General features: G+C 70.5%; 18 protein-coding genes and 1 riboswitch. Of the genes, 4 read left to right on the top strand and 14 right to left on the bottom strand.

What is annotated here, in order from left to right; genetic code table 11:
* Positions 1-17 precede the first annotated feature (17 nt).
* The 3 genes from GTY47_RS39085 to GTY47_RS40565 form a co-directional block, all read right to left on the bottom strand.
* Entirely contained in the window at positions 18-1,187 is a 1,170-nt protein-coding gene (locus GTY47_RS39085; protein ID WP_010041797.1) for a cysteine desulfurase family protein, read from the bottom strand.
* 149 nt (positions 1,188-1,336) lie between these two features.
* Positions 1,337-1,603 carry a hypothetical protein gene (locus GTY47_RS39080; RefSeq protein ID WP_010041795.1) on the bottom strand — a complete coding sequence of 89 codons (267 nt, stop codon included), beginning with the start codon at positions 1,601-1,603 and terminating at the stop codon, positions 1,337-1,339.
* 53 nt (positions 1,604-1,656) lie between these two features.
* Complete coding sequence (locus tag GTY47_RS40565) at positions 1,657-1,824, bottom strand: hypothetical protein (RefSeq protein WP_010041793.1); 168 nt, start codon at positions 1,822-1,824, stop codon at positions 1,657-1,659.
* Positions 1,825-1,940: 116 nt separating this feature from the next.
* Between GTY47_RS40565 and GTY47_RS39075 the strand changes: the two genes are divergently transcribed.
* A complete protein-coding gene (locus GTY47_RS39075; protein WP_010041791.1) occupies positions 1,941-2,579 on the top strand; it encodes a TetR family transcriptional regulator in 639 nt (212 codons plus the stop codon).
* 117 nt (positions 2,580-2,696) lie between these two features.
* Here the strand turns inward: GTY47_RS39075 and GTY47_RS39070 are convergent, their stop codons facing one another.
* Entirely contained in the window at positions 2,697-3,674 is a 978-nt protein-coding gene (locus GTY47_RS39070) for a YafY family protein (protein ID WP_010041789.1), read from the bottom strand.
* A gap of 101 nt (positions 3,675-3,775) precedes the next feature.
* Between GTY47_RS39070 and GTY47_RS39065 the strand changes: the two genes are divergently transcribed.
* A complete protein-coding gene (locus tag GTY47_RS39065; RefSeq protein ID WP_010041787.1) occupies positions 3,776-4,360 on the top strand; it encodes a TIGR03086 family metal-binding protein in 585 nt (194 codons plus the stop codon).
* Here GTY47_RS39065 and GTY47_RS39060 read toward each other — a convergent pair.
* On the bottom strand, positions 4,347-5,207 hold the full coding sequence (locus GTY47_RS39060; RefSeq protein ID WP_010041780.1) for a thioesterase family protein: 861 nt from the start codon (positions 5,205-5,207) through the stop codon (positions 4,347-4,349). The two genes, GTY47_RS39065 and GTY47_RS39060, sit on opposite strands and share 14 nt — an antisense overlap.
* A 135-nt stretch (positions 5,208-5,342) precedes the next feature.
* On the opposite strand from GTY47_RS39060, the gene GTY47_RS39055 reads away from it, so the two are divergent.
* Entirely contained in the window at positions 5,343-6,578 is a 1,236-nt protein-coding gene (locus GTY47_RS39055; protein ID WP_010041778.1) for an alpha/beta hydrolase-fold protein, read from the top strand.
* On the opposite strand, the gene GTY47_RS39050 is transcribed toward GTY47_RS39055, so the two are convergent.
* From GTY47_RS39050 to GTY47_RS39010, 9 genes are all read right to left on the bottom strand, one after another.
* Positions 6,469-7,143 (bottom strand): trimeric intracellular cation channel family protein, encoded by a 675-nt coding sequence (locus GTY47_RS39050; RefSeq protein WP_010041776.1) that lies wholly within the window; start codon positions 7,141-7,143, stop codon positions 6,469-6,471. The genes GTY47_RS39055 and GTY47_RS39050 overlap by 110 nt on opposite strands.
* Before the next feature lie 208 nt (positions 7,144-7,351).
* Positions 7,352-8,473 carry a dipeptide ABC transporter ATP-binding protein gene (locus GTY47_RS39045; RefSeq protein WP_231911113.1) on the bottom strand — a complete coding sequence of 374 codons (1,122 nt, stop codon included), beginning with the start codon at positions 8,471-8,473 and terminating at the stop codon, positions 7,352-7,354.
* Positions 8,474-8,487: 14 nt separating this feature from the next.
* Positions 8,488-9,570: an ABC transporter ATP-binding protein gene (locus GTY47_RS39040; RefSeq protein WP_010041771.1), complete on the bottom strand. Its 1,083-nt coding sequence runs from the start codon at positions 9,568-9,570 to the stop codon at positions 8,488-8,490.
* On the bottom strand, positions 9,567-10,577 hold the full coding sequence (locus tag GTY47_RS39035; RefSeq protein WP_029181302.1) for an ABC transporter permease: 1,011 nt from the start codon (positions 10,575-10,577) through the stop codon (positions 9,567-9,569). The genes GTY47_RS39040 and GTY47_RS39035 overlap by 4 nt, the downstream gene beginning before the upstream one ends.
* Positions 10,578-10,669: 92 nt before the next feature.
* Positions 10,670-12,439, bottom strand: coding sequence for an ABC transporter substrate-binding protein (locus tag GTY47_RS39030; protein ID WP_173937241.1), 1,770 nt, complete (start codon positions 12,437-12,439; stop codon positions 10,670-10,672).
* 8 nt (positions 12,440-12,447) lie between these two features.
* The gene (locus tag GTY47_RS39025) at positions 12,448-13,446 is read right to left on the bottom strand and encodes an ABC transporter permease (RefSeq protein ID WP_010041762.1); all 999 of its coding nucleotides are present in this window, start codon (positions 13,444-13,446) and stop codon (positions 12,448-12,450) included.
* A gap of 341 nt (positions 13,447-13,787) precedes the next feature.
* Positions 13,788-14,588 (bottom strand): enhanced serine sensitivity protein SseB C-terminal domain-containing protein, encoded by an 801-nt coding sequence (locus GTY47_RS39020; RefSeq protein WP_010041761.1) that lies wholly within the window; start codon positions 14,586-14,588, stop codon positions 13,788-13,790.
* 80 nt (positions 14,589-14,668) lie between these two features.
* Positions 14,669-15,457, bottom strand: coding sequence for an enhanced serine sensitivity protein SseB (locus tag GTY47_RS39015; protein WP_010041760.1), 789 nt, complete (start codon positions 15,455-15,457; stop codon positions 14,669-14,671).
* Positions 15,458-15,524: 67 nt separating this feature from the next.
* Positions 15,525-16,187: an AAA family ATPase gene (locus tag GTY47_RS39010; protein WP_010041758.1), complete on the bottom strand. Its 663-nt coding sequence runs from the start codon at positions 16,185-16,187 to the stop codon at positions 15,525-15,527.
* A gap of 182 nt (positions 16,188-16,369) precedes the next feature.
* A riboswitch (glycine riboswitch) is annotated at positions 16,370-16,470 on the top strand.
* Positions 16,471-16,637: 167 nt separating this feature from the next.
* Between GTY47_RS39010 and gcvT the strand changes: the two genes are divergently transcribed.
* The gene (gene gcvT / locus GTY47_RS39005) at positions 16,638-17,756 is read left to right on the top strand and encodes a glycine cleavage system aminomethyltransferase GcvT (protein WP_010041755.1); all 1,119 of its coding nucleotides are present in this window, start codon (positions 16,638-16,640) and stop codon (positions 17,754-17,756) included.
* The last annotated feature ends 5 nt before the right edge of the window (positions 17,757-17,761 follow it).

Genomic DNA, 17,761 nt, shown 5'->3' with positions numbered 1-17,761 from the left:
GGGCGGGACGGCGGGAACTACGTCAGCCCCGCCGCCCGCGCCCGTTCCACCGCCGGGCCGATGGCCTTCGCCAGGGCCTCGATGTCGGCCTCCGTGGAGGTGTGGCCGAGGGAGAAGCGGAGGGTGCCGCGGGCCAGGTCCGGGTCGGTGCCGGTGGCGAGGAGGACGTGGCTGGGCTGGGCGACGCCGGCGGTGCAGGCGGAGCCGGTGGAGCACTCGATGCCCTGGGCGTCGAGCAGCAGCAGCAGGGAGTCGCCCTCGCAGCCGGGGAAGGTGAAGTGCGCGTTGGCCGGGAGCCGCCCCTCCGGGTCCGGGTCGCCGCCGAGGATCGCGTCCGGCACGGCCTCGCGGACGGCGGCGACGAGGGCGTCGCGCAGGGCGCCGATCTCGCGGGCGAACCACTCGCGCTGCTCGGCGGCCAGCCGCCCGGCGACCGCGAACGAGGCGATGGCCGGCACGTCGAGCGTGCCGGAGCGCACGTGCCGCTCCTGGCCGCCGCCGTGCAGGACGGGGACGGGGGTGTGCTCACGGCCGAGGATCAGGGCACCGATGCCGTACGGCCCGCCGATCTTGTGGCCGGACACCGTCATCGCGGCGAGGCCGGAGGCGGCGAAGTCCACGGGGGTCTGGCCGAAGGCCTGGACGGCGTCCGAGTGCAGCGGGACACCGAACTCGGCGGCCGCGTCGGCGAGTTCGCGGATCGGCAGGATCGTCCCGATCTCGTTGTTCGCCCACATGACGGTGGCGAGGGCCACGTCGTCGGGGTTGCGGGCGATCGCCTCGCGCAGGGCGTCCGGGTGGACGCGGCCGTGGGCGTCGACGGGCAGGTACTCGATGGTGGCGCCCTCGTGTTCGCCGAGCCAGTGCACGGCGTCGAGGACCGCGTGGTGTTCGACGGGGCTGGCGAGGACGCGGGTGCGGGCCGGGTCGGCGTCCCGGCGTGACCAGTAAAGGCCCTTGACGGCGAGGTTGTCGGCCTCCGTGCCGCCCGAGGTGAAGACGACCTCGCTGGGGCGGGCGCCGAGGGCTTCGGCGAGGGTCTCGCGGGCCTCCTCGACGGTGCGGCGGGCCTGCCTGCCGGATGCGTGGAGGGAGGACGCGTTGCCGGTGGCACCCAGGTGGGCGGTGAGCGCCTCTGCCGCCTCCGGGAGCATCGGGGTGGTCGCGGCGTGGTCGAGGTAAGCCATGGTGAGCCCGATTCTACGGCTCCGCCGCGGCGGTCCTCAGATCAAGGTTGGCCGAACCTGAAGGGAAGTGAACCGCTTTCCGGCGCGGCTGCGGCCCGTCGCCCCCGGGCCGACCGCGGCTCGTCGACGAAGGACGGTCCGACGGCGGCTCAGAAGCTCCACGAGATCGTGCTGTCGGCCTGCACGAACGCGGCCAGGACCAGCAGGTCGGCGACGCCGAGGCCCAGACCCAGCAACGCACGGCCGCGGCGCTGGGTGCCGCGCCACAGGGCGACGCTCGCCAGCACGATGGCGATCGGGCCGAGGAAGATGTTGAGGACGAGGAGGCCGAGCAGGCCCAGGATGAAGGACGCGACAGCCATGCCGTCGGTGTCACGGATACCGGTGCGGCGCGTGGCCGGAGCGGTGAGCTGCATGGTGATCGACTCCCGGTGTCGGGTCGGTGGGTGGTCGGTGAGCGGGTGCGGCGTCAGTGGGCCTGGGTGTGGCGCCGGCGGCCGTGGCGCTCGCGGAGCGCGAAGATGCCGAGCCAGACGGCGATGACGACGCCCGTGGCCACGGAGAAGGTGAGCGGCGCGTGGGCCACGGTGCCCAGGACGAAGCCCAGCAGCAGGAGTGCGGCGACGATGAACAGCACGGGAAACAACCCCCAGGGTTTCGGTGAACGTTTGTAGTTACAGTTGTTCACTGACTTCCCAGTCTAGCCTGCCTCACGACTTTCCAATTACAGAGAACAGTTGTTAACTGCATGGTATGAGTCACACTCTCGGCATCCGGCAGGCCCAGAAGCTGAAGACGCGGCAGGCGCTCCTGGACGCGGCCCTCGGGCTGCTGGAGGAGCAGAGCCTGAGCAGCCTCGGCCTGCGCGAGGTCACCCGCGCCGTCGGTGTCGCCCCGACCGCCTTCTACCGCCACTTCCGCTCCACGGCGGATCTGGGCGTGGCCCTGGTCGAGGAGGCGCTGGGCAGCCTGCACCCGATGATCCGGACGACGGTGTCCACGACGGGCGACAGTGAGGAACGCATCACGCGCACCATCGAGCTGATCGCCCGTCACGTCGACGGGTACCCCGCACATGTCCGGTTCATCGCCCGTGAACGACATGGCGGAGTCCAGCCGGTCCGGGAGGCCATACGGGACCAGCTGGCCCGGTTCGCCCAGGAGGTCAAGGACGAACTGGCCAAGGACCCGGTGTCCGCGGGCTGGACCGAGGACGACCTGCTGATGCTCGCGCACCTCTACGTCGACCAGATGCTGATCACCGCGTCGCTGTTCCTGGAGGCACTGGAGGGGCCGGAGCGGGAGCGCGAGGAGCGGACCCGGCACGTCGCGCAGGTGGCGACCCGGCAGATGCGGCTGATCGGCCTGGGCCGGCACCACTGGCTGGACTGACCGCACGAACAGGACGCGGCGGGGCGACGGCGGGCGCGGCTGTCCGTCCTGCCGCCCCTGCCCGCCGGCGACCTGGCCCCCACCGCGCGCCTCAGGACACCCCGCCGACCAGGCGTTTCACCCCTGCTCCTCGCCGGAGCGCTGGTACAGCTCCGCGACGGAAGCGGCCGCCCGGGCCAGTTCCTCGCGCACCTGAGGGGGTGAGAGGACCTCCACCTGGTCGGCGAACACGAGCAGTTGGCGGGTCTCCCCGAGCAGTCCGTACGTCAGCCGCACGGTCGCCCACTCGCTCTCGCCGTCGTCGTCGAGGAATTCCGACGGGAGGAAGGCCGTCAGCCGCAGGAACATGTCGAGCCGGTCGCGCCGCACCCGGACGGTGACGTTCAATCCGCTGGGCCGCTCCTCGACCTGGCGGCGCAGGATCTCCCAGACTCCGGCGAGTTCGACGCCCGGACGCCGCCGCACGGGCTCGTCGAGGAGCCGGGCGGAGCGCACCCGGTCCGCCCGGAAGAGCCGGGGCTCGGCCCGCCGGTCGGCGACCAGATACCAGACGCCGGCCTTGGCGACGAGGCCGTACGGGTCGACGGTGTACGTCCGCACCTGGCGCTCCCCGCTGTGCCGGTAGCGCAGCCGCAGCCTGCGGTCGGCGAAGACCGCGTCCCGCAGCACCTCCAGGTCGACGGTCGGCTGCGGCCCGCCGCGCCAGCGGGTGGCGTCGACGAGGATGCGCCGGGAGGCCGTCTCGGCGGCCGGGCGGTGCGGGGCCGGCAGCGCGGCCATCACCTTGCGCAGGGCCGAGCCGAACGCCGCGTCCAGACCGAGCGCGGCGTGCGCGCCCTGCGCGGCCAGGACGAACAGCGCGCGCGACTCGTCGGCGGTCAGACCGGTGACGTCGGTACGGAATCCGGCGAGCAGTTCGATGCCGCCGTGCCGGCCGCGTTCGGCGTAGACCGGGACGCCGGCGGCGGACAGGGACTCGACGTCGCGGTAGACGGTGCGGACCGACACCTCCAGCCGTTCGGCGAGTTCGCGGGCGGGGACCCGGCCGCGGGTCTGGAGGAACAGCAGGATCGACAGCAGACGGTCGGACTTCACGGCATCAGCATCGTGGCGGGCGAGGGCGCGGGCAAATGTTGACGGCGGCTGTCAGGTTTTCCGGCCATGCTCCCCCTGTCCACGCACTCAGGAGGAGTCTCATGACCAACGATCCCCGTCCGCTGTTCGCCCGGGCCGCGCAGCAGGCCGCCGAGCTCATCGCGTCCGTCCGCGCGGAGCAGCTGGACGGCCCCACGCCGTGCACCGAGTTCGACGTGCGCACCCTGCTGAGCCATCTCACCGGTGGGGCCCGCCGGGTGGCCGTCGTCGCCGAGGGCGGTGACGCGGCCGCGGTACGGCCGTTCGCCGAGGACGTGCCGGACGACGGCTGGACGGCCGCGTACGACGAGGCCAGGACCCGGGCCGTGAAGGCCTGGGCGGGCGACGACCTGCTGGACACGGTGGTGCGCCTGCCGTTCGGCGAGATGCCCGGCCGCGCCGCCGTGTCGGCCTACGTCCTGGAGACGGTGACCCACGCCTGGGACCTGTCCGAGGCCCTGGGGCACCCGCGCGAACTGGACCCGGAGCTCGCCGAGTTCGCGCTGACCGTCGCCCAGCGCATGCTGCCGGACGAACAGCGGGACGAGAACACGCCGTTCGCCTCGGCCCGGCCGGCCCCCGAGGGCGCCGACGTCTACGGCAGGCTGGCGGCCTGGCTGGGGCGCGAGCCGCTCAGCCGAGCCTGACCCGCGCGAGCTGACGGGACTGCGCCACCAGCCGGTCGGCGCTGTCCCACACCTCGGCGTCCTCCTCCAGGAAGCCGCCGGCGAGGTTGCGCGTGGTGATCGACACGCGCAGCGGGCCCGGCGCCGGGCGGCAGCGGACGTGCACGGTCAGCTCGACGGTGGGCACCCAGCCCTTCAGCCCGAGTTCGAAGGCGGTGGGCGGCAGGGCGTCCACCGCCAGCAGGAGGGAGAGCGGGTCGTGGTCTCGGCCGTCCGCGAGCCCGAACCAGGCCCGCATCTCGCCCTTGCCGGACGGCTTGCCGAGGGCCCAGCCCAGGGTCGCCGGGTCCAGCTTGAGCATCAGCCGGTCGGTGATGGCCGAGCTGCCGGAGAAGGGGGCGGCCCCGTCCTCCGGGCCGAAGCAGTGCTCCAGCGGCGGGATCGCCGGCGGCCTGGCCGTCGTACGGACGTCGTCGGGCAGGGCGTCCAGGTCGCCGTAGGAGGCGAGGACGCGGATGCGTTCCACCTCGCGGCCCTCGTCGTCGTACTGGAAGAGGGAGGCCTGGCCGGTCGACAGGGTCCGGCCGGTGCGGACGGCTTCCGTGCGGACGACCGCGGGGCCGGGCTGGGACGCGGTCAGGTAGTGCGCCGAGACGGTGAAGGGGTCGGCGTGCGGCAGGGTGTCCGCGAGCGCGCGGCCCAGAACGGCCAGCAGGTAGCCGCCGTTGACGGCGCTGATGATCGTCCAGCCGGCGGAGAGGTCGATGTCGTAGACGCCGGGCGCGCGTCGGCTGAGCGCGGTGTCGCGGTCGAACTCGCTGTCCCCGATCGTGGCCCGGACGGCCGGGGCGGAGGCTGCTTCTGGCATGGCTGAACAGTACAAGAACTAACTACTAAGCGGTAGCTTTGGTTGGTTCCGGCTTGGGTGAGGCCCGGGCAATTTCTCGGTAAGTGTCCGCACTCGTCCGTCAACCCGGAACGCCGTCCGTCCCTCTGAAGAGACATGAGCCTCACCGGGACTCCGTTCCTCTACACGCTGATCGCGCTGTCGGTCGTCGCGCTCGCGCTGCCGCTCGCCCTGTGGTCGCGCGTCCGCGGTCCCCGCGCCCTGCGGACGGCGACGCGCACGCTGATGCTGCTGTTCGCCCAGGGGACCGCCGTGGCGCTGGTCTTCACGCTGGTCAACAACGCCAACAACCTGTACGACAACTGGGCCGACCTGCTCGGCACCGGCAACCACGTGCAGCAGGCGGCCGACCTCGGCGCCGACGGCACCGGAGGCATCGCACTGAAACGGCTGCCCAAGGTGCGCCAGACCTTCCGGCCGGCCACCGGGCCCGGCATGCGCGCGGCCGGCGGGGTGCAGGTCACCCAGCTCAAGGGCCGGGTGTCGGGCGTGAACGCCGAGGTCTACGTCTGGCTCCCGCCCCAGTACGACGAACCGGCCTACCGGCACCACAGATTCCCGGTGGTGGAGCTGCTGCCCGGCTACCCCGGCTCGGCGAAGGCCTGGTTCGGCTCGCTGCACGCGCACGAGCAGTTGGAGCCGCTGATGCGGGACGGGCAGGTCGCCCCGTTCATCCTGGTCGCGCCGCGCACCAATCTGCTGGCCGGGGTGGACACCGGCTGCGCCAACATCCCGGGCACGGTCAACGCAGACACCTGGCTGAGCGTCGACGTGCCGATGATGGTCATGGACAACTTCCGCGCCGAATCCGCCCCGCAGGGCTGGGCCGTGGCCGGCTACTCGGCCGGGGCGCACTGCGCGGCCAAGCTCGCCGTCGCCCACCCGGACCGCTACCGGGCCGCCGTCAGCCTGTCCGGCTACAACGACCCGATCGGCGAACGTGACTCGCTCGCCGCGCAGACCCCCGCGCTGCGGGCCGAGAACAACCCCTACCTGCTGCTGCGCAAGGCGCCCGTCCCGCCGCGCGTCTCGCTGTACCTCTCCGGCCAGCCGCACGACGGCTACGAGGCGGCCGTCGCCCTGGAACAGACCGCGAAGGCCCCGACGACCGTGCACGTGGTGTACATCCCGAGGAGCGCGGGCGGTCACACCATGGCGCTGTGGCGGCCGCAGGTGATCCCGGCGTTCCGCTGGCTGACGGAGGTGACGGGCCACGGCCACGTCACGGCAGGACCGGCTGCTCCTCCTCGCTCACCGTCGACCGGCGGTGCCAGGCCCGCGGAGCTCGCCAGTGGAACCGCATCGCGAGCAGGCGCAGTACGAAGGCGGTGATCACCGCGAGGGCGCTGGTGAGCGGGTTCAGGGCGTCGTAGCGGATGCACAGCGCGACCAGGGCGGCGCCGACGATCGCCGGGACCGCGTACAGGTCACGGTCCCAGCGCAGCAGGGAGGGGACCTCGTTGGCGAGGACGTCGCGCAGCACACCGCCGCCCACCGCGGTCGTCAGCCCCAGGCCGGCGGAAGCGGTCAGGCCGAGCCCGTACTCGTACGCCTTGATCGTGCCGGCGACGCAGAACAGGCCGAGGCCGGCCGCGTCGAAGACGTTCACGGCGACCTGGATGCGCTCCACCTGCGGGTGCAGGAAGAAGACGAGGAGCGTGGCGAGCAGCGGGGTGAGGAAGTACCCCAGGTCCGTGAAGGCGGCGGGCGGTACGGCCCCGATGACCAGGTCACGGAAGAGCCCGCCGCCCAGCGCGGTGACCTCGGCGAGCACGGCGATGCCGAACACGTCGAAGTTCTTCCGCACGGCCAGCAGGGCGCCGGAGATCGCGAAGACGAAGATGCCGATCAGGTCGAGCGTGTGCTGGACGGACGGACTGAAGAGTTGCTGGAGCACCCGAACATTTTTACTCACGGGTGAGTCCCCGCCCTGATGTGCCAGGGGGGTCCGCAAAGTCCCGTCGTCCGCCCGGAGGGCGGGCCCCGCGACGTCCGGTGCGTGCTCTGGGGTTACCCCCTACTCGAAGAGCTCGGGGGAGCGTGCCGGACGTCGCGGGGCAGGCGGGACTTTGCGGACACCCCCTGGGGCGGAGGCTCGGGCGGGGTCACTTCTCCACGGTGGCGGCGCCGCCGTTCTCCGCGGCGACCTCCTTCGCCGACGAGAGCAGCTTGGTGTCCTGCGGCTGCTGGTCCTCGAAGTTCTCCGGGTGGTGGCAGGCGACGCGCTGTCCGGCCCGCAGCTCCACCAGCGGCGGCTCGGTCGTCCTGCAGATCTCCGTGGCCTTCCAGCACCGGGTGTGGAAGCGGCACCCGCTCGGCGGGGCGATCGGCGAGGGCACGTCGCCCTTGAGCAGGATGCGCTCGCTCTTGACGCCCCGGCGCTTCGGGTCCGGGATCGGCACGGCCGACAGCAGGGCCTTGGAGTACGGGTGCATCGGCGACTTGTACAGCTTGTCGCGGTCTGCCAGCTCCACGATCTTGCCGAGGTACATCACCGCGATCCGGTCCGAGACGTGCCGGACGACCGACAGGTCGTGCGCGATGATCACGTAGGTCAGGCCCAGCTCCTCCTGGAGGTCGTCCAGCAGGTTCACCACCTGCGCCTGGATCGACACGTCCAGCGCGGAGACCGGCTCGTCCGCCACGACCAGCTTCGGGTTGAGGGCGAGCGCGCGGGCGATGCCGATGCGCTGGCGCTGACCGCCGGAGAACTCGTGCGGATAGCGGTTGTAGTGCTCGGGGTTGAGGCCGACCACCGACAGCAGCCGCTGGACCTCCTTCTTCACCCCGCCCTCGGGTTCGACGCCCTGGAGCCGGAAGGGGGCGCCGACGATCGTGCCGATCGTGTGCCGGGGGTTCAGCGAGGAGTACGGGTCCTGGAAGATCATCTGCACGTCGCGGCGCATCGGGCGCAGCTCGCCGGTCCTCAGGTGCGTGATGTCCTTGCCCTCGAACTCGACCGAGCCGCCGGTCGGTTCGAGCAGCCGCGTGATCAGCCGGCCCATGGTGGACTTGCCGCAGCCCGACTCACCGACGACACCGAGCGTCTCGCCCTTGCGGACCTCGAAGTCGATGCCGTCGACGGCGCGCACCGCGCCGGTCTGCCGCTGCAGCAGGCCCTTGCGGATCGGGAAGTGCTTCTGCAGGCCGGTCACCTTCAGCAGGACCTCGCCGTCGGGGGCGCTGTCCTGGGTGAGGGTGCTGCCGCTCGTGTCCGGTTCGCTCACCGTTTTGTCGTCGCTCACAGCTTCGGCGCAATCTCTTCGGTCCAGATACGCTCCCGCTGCTCCTGCGTCATGTGGCAGGCGGCCCAGTGCGAGCCGCCGACCTCGGTCAGCTCGGGGCGGACCGTGCGGGTGACGTTGTCCTTCGGGACGTCCGCGTACGGGCAGCGCGGGTTGAAGGCGCAGCCGGACGGGAGGTTGATGAGGGAGGGCGGCGCGCCCTTGATCGGGATGAGCCGGTCGGTCTCCTCGCGGTCCAGGCGCGGCATCGAGCCGAGCAGGCCCCAGGTGTAGGGGTGCCGGGGCTCGGAGAACACGTCCTCGGCGGGACCGCGCTCCACACACCGGCCGCCGTACATGACCAGCAGGTCGTCGGCCATCTCCGCGACCACACCCAGATCGTGCGTGATCATGATGACCGCGGAGCCGAACTCCTTCTGCAGATCGTGGATCAGGTCGAGGATCTGCGCCTGCACGGTGACGTCCAGGGCGGTGGTCGGCTCGTCGGCGATGAGCAGCTCGGGGTTGTTCACCAGCGCCATGGCGATCATGGCGCGCTGGCGCATACCGCCGGAGAACTCGTGCGGGTAGCCGTCCACGCGCTTGGCGGGCTCGGGGATGCCGACGCGGTCCAGCATCTCGATCGCCCGCTGCCGGGCCACCTTCTTGCTGACGTCGTTGTGGACCCGGTACGCCTCGACGATCTGGTGCCCGACCGAGTAGTAGGGGTGCATCGCGGACAGCGGGTCCTGGAAGATCATGGCCATCTTCCGGCCGCGCAGCCGCCGTACGTCGTCGGGGTCGGCCCCGATCAGCTCCTGGCCGTCCAGCCACACCTCGCCGGAGACGTGAGCGCGCGCCGAGCGGTGCAGGCCCATCACGCCGAGCGAGGTGACGGACTTGCCGGAGCCGGACTCGCCCACGATGCCCAGGGTCTTGCCCTTGCGCACGTCGAAACTGACGCCGTCCACCGACTTGACCAGACCGTCGTCCGTGTCGAAGTGGATGCGCAGGTCGCGGACGGACAGGAACACGTCGTCCGGGACGGACGGGGCGGCGGTGTCCGGTTCGCCGAGCGCGGCTTTGTCGAGCTTGCTCACGAGTACCTCACCCGGGGGTCGATGGCGGCGTACACCAGGTCGACGACGAGATTGCAGAAGACGATGAAGAACGCGGCGACCAGGGTCACGCCCATCACGATGGGCAGGTCGTTGTCCTTGATGGCCTGTACCGAGTATGCGCCGATGCCCTGGAGGGAGAACACGGTCTCGGTGAGCACCGCGGTGCCGACGAGGGTGCCGAAGTCCATGCCGAAGATGGTGACGATCGGCGTGAGCGCGGAGCGCAGGCCGTGCTTGGTGACGACCGTGGTCTCCTTCAGGCCCTTGGCCCTGGCCGTTCTGATGTAGTCCTCGCTCATCGTCTCCAGCATGCCCGCCCGGGTGAGCCGGGCGTACAGCGCGGAGAACAGGAAGGCGAGGCTGACCCAGGGCAGCAGCAGGTGCCAGGCCCATTCGGCCGGGTTCTGGGTGAAGGGGACGTAGTCGATGCTGTCCCAGATGGGGATCTCGTAGACGAAGAGCGCGTTCAGCACCTGGCCGGTGAAGAAGATCGGGAGCGAGACGCCGGCGAGCGCGATGAACATGGAGATGCGGTCGATCGGCTTGCCCTTGCGCAGCGCCGAGATCACGCCCGTCGTCACACCGCTGATCAGCCAGATCGCCGCCGCACCGACGGCCAGCGAGAAGGAGACCGGGATCCGCTGCTCCAACTGCGGCCACACCTCGATGTGGCTCTTGAAGGAGTACCCGAAGCAGGGTGCGCCGCAGTGCGTCGCCTCGGGGCCGAACCGGTAGTCGGCACCCGCCACGAGGCCCTTCAGGAAGTTCCAGAACTGCTCGTAGACGGGCTGATCCAGTCCCAGGTTCTTCTTGATCGCGGCGACGGACTCGGGGTTCGCGTCCTTGCCGACGTACTGGGTGGCCAACTGGTCGGCCGTCTGGCCCCCGAGGCGGGGCACCAGGAAGAAGATGGCGAAGGTGACTGCGCTGACCACCAGCAGCAACAGCACCGCGCCCATGACGCGTCGGAGGATGTACGCAGCCACAGCTGTACGGCCCCGGGTGGCCGCGGCGGGATCATCCGCCGCGGCCACCCGTTGCCTTCACCTGCCTTTCGAAAGGATCCGGCCTGCTGGTGTTACTTCGAGGAGCTCATCAGCAGGTAGTCGTACATGCCGAGGTAGGCCTGCGTGACCGTGACGTTGGTCGCGGACTGCGGCCGGAGCAGCAGGTTCTTGCGGTAGACGACCGGCACGACCGAGGCGTTGTCGAGCACCATCTTGTCGATCTCGCCCCAGGCCTTGGTCCGGGCCGCGTCGTCGGTGTTGGCGATCGCGTCCGTCAGGGCCTTGTTGATCTTCGGGTCGTCCAGCTCCATCAGGTTGTTGCCGCCCGAGGGCTTGATGGCCGCGCCGTTGACGATCTGGTCGAGGAAGCCGTAGCCGGTCGGCCAGTCGGCACCCCACGCCATCGAGAGCATGCCGAGCTTGTTCTCGTGGACGTAGCTGGGGACACCGGCGAAGTTGGAGAAGTACTTACCGGCCGGGAACTGCTTGATCTCGACGTTGATGCCGATCTTCTTCAGCGACGCCTGGACGGCCGTGGCCTGCGCCACCTCGGCGGGGCGGTCGGAGCGGGCGGTCAGGATCGTGTTGAAGCCGTTCGGCTTGCCGCACGCCTTCAGCTCTTCCTTGGCCTTGGCCGCGTTGCCCTTGTGACCCTCGGTCGCGTAGGTGTCGAACTTGGTGTAGCCGTTGACCGACGGCGGCAGCAGCGTGGTCGCCACGTCACCCTTCGGCGTACCGCCCATCGCGTCCAGCACCGACTGCTTGTCGAGGCCCCACTGCACGGCCTTGCGGCAGTGGATGTTGTCGAACGGGGCGACCTTCAGGTTCAGCGCGATGTACTGCGTGGCGCCGGCGTACGAGCTGTCCGTCTGGCCCGCGTTCTTGCCGGCCAGCACCTTCGGCTGGGTCTGCGGCGCCACACCGGTGCCCGCCGCGTCAGCCGTGATCTTGTTGGAGAGCAGGTCGTTGTCGATCGTGACCTGGTTGACCTTGAACTTGATCGTGACCTTGTCCGGCAGCGCCTTGCGGATCGGGTCCGTCTTCGCGTCCCACTGCGGGTTGCGCACCAGGGTGGCGCCGCGGCCCTCTTCGTAGGACTGGAACTGGTACGGGCCGGAGGACACGATGTTCTGCACGTACTTCGCGCCGTTGTCCTTCGCCTTCGGCACCGGCGCCGTCTGCGAGAACGTCGCCAGGTAGTCGAAGTCGGCGAACGGCTGCTTCAGCTTGAAGACGATCGTCCGGTCGTCCGGCGTCTCGATCGACTTGATGCCCTCGGCGGACTTGTCCTTGTAGGGACCCTGGTACTTGTCGCCGCCCTCAAGGTACGACTTGAAGTACGTCGGGCCGTTGGACAGTGCCTCGGGCGCGAAGTTGGAGCGCTCGATGGCGTACTTCACGTCCTTGGACGTCACCGGGGTGCCGTCCTGGAACTTCACGCCGGCGCGCAGCTTGTACGTCCAGGTCTTGGCGTCCGGGCTGGACTTGCCGAGGGACTCGGCGAGGTCCGGGACGACCTCCAGACCTTCCTTGCCCGCCGCCGGTTTGAACGTGGTGAGCGTTCTGCCGTAGAGGCGGGAGAAGTTCTGCACCCAGCCGTAGTACGTGTTGCCGGGGTCGAGGGAGTCGGGCACGTCCGAGTGCTCGTACGTGACCGTCCCGCCCTTCTTGCTCGACGGGTTGACGATCGAGGTCAGCGCGGCGTCCTTCTTGCCGTTGCCTCCGTTCCCGTCGTTGTCGTCGCCTCCGCCGCCACATGCGGCAGCGCCCAGCGACAGTGCCAGGACCGACGCAACGCCGGCGGTCACCCTTCTCGTCTTCACCTGAGGAAGCCCCCTCATTCGATGGATCACTTGCTGCGAGGGTCGAGGGCGTCACGCAGCCCGTCACCCAGCAGGTTGAAGGCCAGGACGGTGATGAAGATCGCCAGTCCGGGCACGAACATGTACTGCGGATCAGCCGTGTAGAGATCCACAGCGTTGCTGAGCATGCCGCCCCAGGAGGCCTGCGGCGGAGCGATACCGACACCGAGGAAGCTCAGCGCGGCCTCGAACAGGATGTTCGTCGGGATGATCAGCGTCGAGTAGACGAGGATCGGCGCGACGAGGTTCGGGAGCAGTTCCCGGAACAGGACGTACGGGCCGCGCGCCCCGAGGCTCGTGGCGGCCTCGATGAACTCCCGCTTGCGCAGGGTCATCGTCTGGGCGCGCACGATGCGGCCGATGTACGGCCAGCTGAAGAAGCCGATCACGAAGATCAGCACGCAGATGCGCAGGGACAGGCCGTCGAGACCGAAGAACCCGTCCTGCACGGAGGCCGAGATCGAGATGGCGAACAGGAGCAGCGGGAAGGCGAGGAAGGTGTCCATCAGCCTGCTGATGACACTGTCCACCCAGCCGCCGTAGTACCCGGCGACGACACCGAGCACGGTGCCGATGCACACGGACAGCAGCGTGGCGCCGCCCGCGACCAGGAGGGAGACCCAGGAGCCGTCGATGATGCGGGCGAGCATGTCCCGGCCGTACTGGGGGTCCACGCCGAGCGGGTGGTCCCAACTCATGCCTCCCCAGCCGCCCTTGGGGGCGAGCAGCGCGGGGTCGATGAGGTCCTGGTTGAACTTGTTGGGATCGAGGTTGAAGATCCACTGGATCGGCTTGGAGAGCACCGCCATCAGCACGAGCAGCATGACGACGACGCCTCCCGCCATCGCCACCTTGTCCCGCTTGAAGCGCATCCAGGCGATCTGGGTGAGCGAGCGCCCTTCGATCTGGCTCTTCTTGACCCCGGAGAGCACGGCCTCGGGCTGTGCTCCGGCTTCCGCCCCGGTGGTCTCGATCGGTGCGGTCACGGTGCGATTGACCCCTCTCGGGCCGGCGATCGCCGAGCCCCTGGCTGCCGCTGTAGCGGTTTGCTTGTCTCGTACACGAGACCGACCCGGCCCGTGTCTTGCGGGGAGTCTTCAACGCTTTGGCGATCTGTTGCCAGACTTGACGGTGAAAGGATGCGTAAACGTGATGCTGTCTGCGGGGTTCCGTTATCCGGACAGTGGGTAGCGGGGGTCGGACGCGCTGAGACAGGGGCATTTTAGGACATACCTGCGCTTTTCACCCCTATCTACGCGCGAAGAGCTGAGAGCCTGTCGCGTTTGAGGGTGGGAAGCAGGGACCGTGGGGGCGGCCTGGAGGTGGGTCAGTACCGGCCCTGGACCGGGGGGTAGCCGTAGCCCGAGGCCGGGGCCTGGACTGGGGCGGTGGCGTGGGCCTCACGGTCGTAGAAGGGGCGGGCGCTCGCGCGCAGCCACATGGCGACCGGGTCGTGCTCGTCGGACATGGCGACGGTCGAGACGGGCAGCCCGTCCGGTACGGCACCGAGGGACTGCTGCATCATCGCGCGCACGGAATCCACGGCCGGCGGCGAGGTGTCGTACACATCCAGTCCGATGGCGAGGTACGGCGCCCCCAGCGCGGGCTGCACCCAGGCCCGGCGCAGCGAGCGGACGGCCGGGGTGCGGTGGGCGTTCTGCGCGAGCAGGGCGTAGAACTGCGGGATCTCGATGGCCGGTTCGGACAGCCGCAGCGGGCCGGCCGGCTGGCGGTCCAGGCCCGTGGCGATCCGGCGCAGGTCGAGCCAGGGGATGCCGACGCCGCCACCGGGGGCGTGCGGGTTGAGCCAGAGGCCGTAGTGGTCGGGGTAGAGGGCCCGGGCGACGTCGACTCCGTCGATCACCTCGTAACTGCGGTTCCAGCCGCTGGCCGAGAGCTCCTGGGCGGAGGTCACACAGGGGGCGTAGCCGCAGCCGTCGACCTCCATGTTCCCGTACTGGGCGTCGGGGGAGCCCGCCTGGCCGTGCCAGAGGAGCATCCAGATCTGGCCGGAGTGCGGGGTCGCGAGCGCGCGCAGGAGTGCCTCGTAGGCGTCGTAACGCCCGGGCGTGACCTGGCGCAGCATGTGCTCGACCTGTCCGGCCGCGGCCGTGCCGCTCGCGCTCACCTTTACCGCCCCTTCGTACAACGCCTCGACCGTGACCTAGCTTAAGCCCGCCCGGGAGCTCGGGGCCTGGTGCCGGTTTGCTACCGCTGGTAGAAGGGCCGGACCCGGTCCCTCATCCAGTTGCCCACCGGGTCCTCCGTCACGTCCAGGAGCACCAGGTTGACCGGCCAAGGAGCCGGGGACGTCGTGACGGCCCGGGTGAGGGCTTCCAGGGGGAGGGCCCGCAGGTCGCCTTCCCACTGGGAGAGTTCGACGCCCACGAACATCACCGGGTCGGCGGTCTCGATCGCGGCGAGGCAGCGGCGGGCGGTGAGGACGACGCCGATCGCCTCGAACTCGGCGGAGGCGGCGGCGAGGAAGTCCACCGGGTCGTCCTGCCAGTCGGGCTCGAAGAGGCGGACCCGGCCGCCGCTCGCGGGGCCGTCCAAGGGGGTCCGGCCGGCCCGGCAGAGCTCGGCCACGGCGGGCGGCGGGAGCGGTATGCCGACCACACCGCCCGGGTTGACGGCTATTCCGGCGTGCGGCGGCAGGCCGCGGGCGAACTCCACGGCGGGCGCGATCGTGTACGACATGTGGGAGCCGACGACCTGGCGGAACTGCTCCTCGGAGCTGAACACCGGTACATACGCCTGGCCCTCGATCTCGATGCCGGGCAGATCCAGGGGGCCGCTCTGCGGGCCGCCGCCGTTCGGCAGGGGGACCCAGACGAAACTACGGCCGAGCACCTCGACGATCCGCCCGCCGGCCGCCGGCCCGGCGCCGAGGGAGGCCGAGAGCACCTCCTCCAGTTCGTTGCCGGGCCATCCGCCGTGCGGGTGGGTCTGCGTGTGCGCCGGGAAGTCCGCGGAGAAGTCCGCCGGGAAGTCCATCTGCCTACCGCCTGCCTGGAACCACTGCTGAGGCTCAAAAGGCTAACGGCTCACCGGCCCGCGGCGGTCAGCCCGTGAACCCGATCCGGCGCAGGGTGCCCGCCGCGTCCCGGTCGACGAGGATCGCCGAGCCGCAGCCCGCGGGCAGTTCGCCCCGCTCCACGGAGCGCAGCAGGCGGTTGGTCGCCGCGCGGTGGCGCAGGAACGCGTACCGCGAGACACCGCGGCCGCGGTCGCGCTGGCCGGCCAGGGCCTCCTCGGGGGTGACGTCGAGCATGAGCAGATGCAGGGTGCCGCCCCGGCGGCGGGCTTCGCGGGCCAGCCAGCGGCGGACCCAGGCCTGCGTGCCGCAGTCGTGCACGACGACGCCCTCGCCGGTGCGCAGGGCGCGGCGCAGCCCGGCGTAGTGGGCGAGGCGGACGAGCGGGCGGTAGAACCCGTACGGCAGGAAGCTCGGCATGCGGCTGTCCCAGCGGTCGCGGGTGTCCTGGGAGTCGATGCGCCGGCCCGGCACGGTGCGCCGCATCAGCGTGGACTTGCCGCTGCCGGGCAGACCCGTGACCACGACGAGGTCGCGGGGGCCGAAGAGCAGCGCGTGCGGGCCGCGGCCGGCGCGCTCGCGCAGATCGCGGACGACCGGCAGCGGGCCGCAGGCCGCGGCTGCCGGAGCGGCCGGCTGCTCGGGCAGCGCGATGCCCGACGTCGTGGCGTAGGCGGTGGTCCTGTTCACCGTGATCGTCCTCCCCTGGGGCCAGGTACGGAGTCCCATCCCCGCCGAGTGTAAAGAGAAGGTAATGCCCGATGTCTCTGGTTTTAGTCCTCTTCCCGCAACAGGCCTGCTACAGGGTGGTCCCCCTGCCACCCGGCGACGATGCGTGCAATGATGTGCGCGCCAACTGCATACCGGCCGTTTGAATCCGCGCGGGAGAGTCCCCAGCACCGTCCGACGCTGGGGCGCCGAAGGAGCAAGTCCCTCCCTTGAATCTCTCAGGCCCCGTTACCGCGCGGGCGAGGCACATCTGAAAAGCGGGCCGCACCCTTCTCTCGCAGCTTCGGGAAGTGGCGTGGCTCCACCCAAGGTGCAAGCCGTGTCCCCTGTGGTCATGGCGAACCTCTCAGGTTCCGATGACAGATGGGGAGGAACGACCTCGCCCGTCATGCCCTTGGAGACGACCGCCCGATGAGCAGTACGCCACTGCGCCACACCGCGCTCGATGCCCTGCATCGTTCGCTCGGCGCGACGATGACCGACTTCGCCGGCTGGGACATGCCCCTGCGCTACGGCTCCGAGCGCGACGAGCACAACGCCGTGCGCACGAAGGCCGGGCTCTTCGACCTCTCCCACATGGGGGAGATCACCGTCACCGGCCCGCAGGCCGCCGCCCTCCTCGACTTCGCCCTGGTGGGCAACATCGGCGGCGTGAAGCCGGGCCGCGCCCGCTACACCATGATCTGCCGGGCCGACGGCGGCATCCTCGACGACCTGATCGTCTATCGCCTGGGCGAGACCGAGTACATGGTCGTCGCCAACGCCTCCAACGCCCAGGTCGTCCTGGACGCGCTCAGCGAGCGCGCCGCCGGCTTCGACGCCGAGGTGCGCGACGACCGGGACGCCTACGCGCTGATCGCCGTACAGGGGCCGGAGTCCCCCGGCATCCTGAAGTCCCTCACGGACGCCGACCTCGACGGCCTGAAGTACTACGCCGGGCTGCCCGGTACGGTCGCGGGCGTCCCGGCGCTGATCGCCCGGACCGGGTACACCGGCGAGGACGGCTTCGAGCTGTTCGTGAAGCCGGAGCACGCGGTCGAGCTGTGGCAGGCGCTGACCAAGGCGGGCGAGGGCGTCGGGCTGGTCCCCTGCGGGCTGTCCTGCCGGGACACGCTGCGGCTGGAGGCCGGCATGCCGCTGTACGGGCACGAGCTGTCGACCTCCCTCACCCCCTTCGACGCGGGCCTCGGACGGGTGGTGAAGTTCGAGAAGGAAGGCGACTTCGTGGGCCGCGCGGCCCTGCGTGAGGCCGCGGAGCACGCGAACCACGAGCCGCCGCGCGTCCTGGTCGGCCTGATCGCCGAAGGCCGCCGGGTCCCCCGCGCCGGGTACGCCGTCGTCGCCGAGGGCAAGGTGATCGGCGAGGTCACCTCCGGGGCCCCCTCCCCCACGCTGGGCAAGCCGATCGCGATGGCCTACGTCGACGCCATGTACTCCACGCCGGGCACGGCCGGTGTCGGTGTGGACATCCGGGGCAGTCACGAGCCGTACGAGGTCGTGGCGCTGCCGTTCTACAAGCGTCAGAAGTAGACACT

The organism is Streptomyces sp. SID5464, from assembly GCF_009862985.1.
Taxonomy (GTDB): Bacteria; Actinomycetota; Actinomycetes; order Streptomycetales; family Streptomycetaceae; genus Streptomyces; species Streptomyces chartreusis_D.
This window is presented reverse-complemented; position numbering and strand designations above follow the sequence as displayed.